Origin of the sequence: Halorubrum sp. SS7, assembly GCF_005435055.1 — an archaeon.
Classification (GTDB): Archaea; Halobacteriota; Halobacteria; order Halobacteriales; family Haloferacaceae; genus Halorubrum; species Halorubrum salinarum.
The window spans coordinates 1-482 of record NZ_SGXV01000291.1; the positions used below are offsets into that span (position 1 = coordinate 1).

Below are 482 nucleotides of genomic sequence, written 5' to 3' on the forward strand. Positions count from 1 at the left end.
ACCACGCCCGCGAACCCGCGCTACATCCAAACAGTAGTCAACCGCGACTTCTCGATCGGATTCGGTGATCTCGCTGAAAACCCTGAGAGTCCGGGCCGCGGTGGAGATTTCAGCCCGGAAGGCTTGGAGTTCATTTCCGCCGACGGTAGTCCGACGAACAACCCACTGTTCGCTGCCGGATACGAAGTTAGTGGGACCGTCGCCCCGTTACCGGAGGACGCGGCTGCGGCGGAAAATGGACCCGGCGTGGGACGCGGACGGGGCAACGACGCTGACGACAGCGAAGACGAAGACTAGCCACTTTTTTTCACACCCTCTCGTCCACAGGTCGGACAGGCAGCACCTTCCTTCACGGCTCGATCTGGTGGTCCGACGCTACGCTCTGTCCCCGAAGTCTCACCGTACGCGTCGGGGTGATCCTCCTCGGCGTGGTCTTTCAGTTCGTCCGCGCGGTCGCGTCGGTCGCGCGCGTCGCCCGTGTC

At 63.3% G+C, this 482-nt stretch carries 1 protein-coding gene and 1 pseudogene; one reads left to right on the plus strand and one right to left on the minus strand.

Translation table 11 applies throughout. From position 1 onward, the window contains the following. Positions 1-297, plus strand: a pseudogene (locus EXE44_RS21200) (hypothetical protein); the annotation flags it as partial. Here EXE44_RS21200 and EXE44_RS21205 read toward each other — a convergent pair. Further along, positions 294-482, minus strand: a 189-nt coding sequence (locus EXE44_RS21205) for a hypothetical protein (protein WP_206750406.1), incomplete at its 5' end; no start/stop codon positions are given. The pseudogene EXE44_RS21200 and the gene EXE44_RS21205 overlap by 4 nt on opposite strands.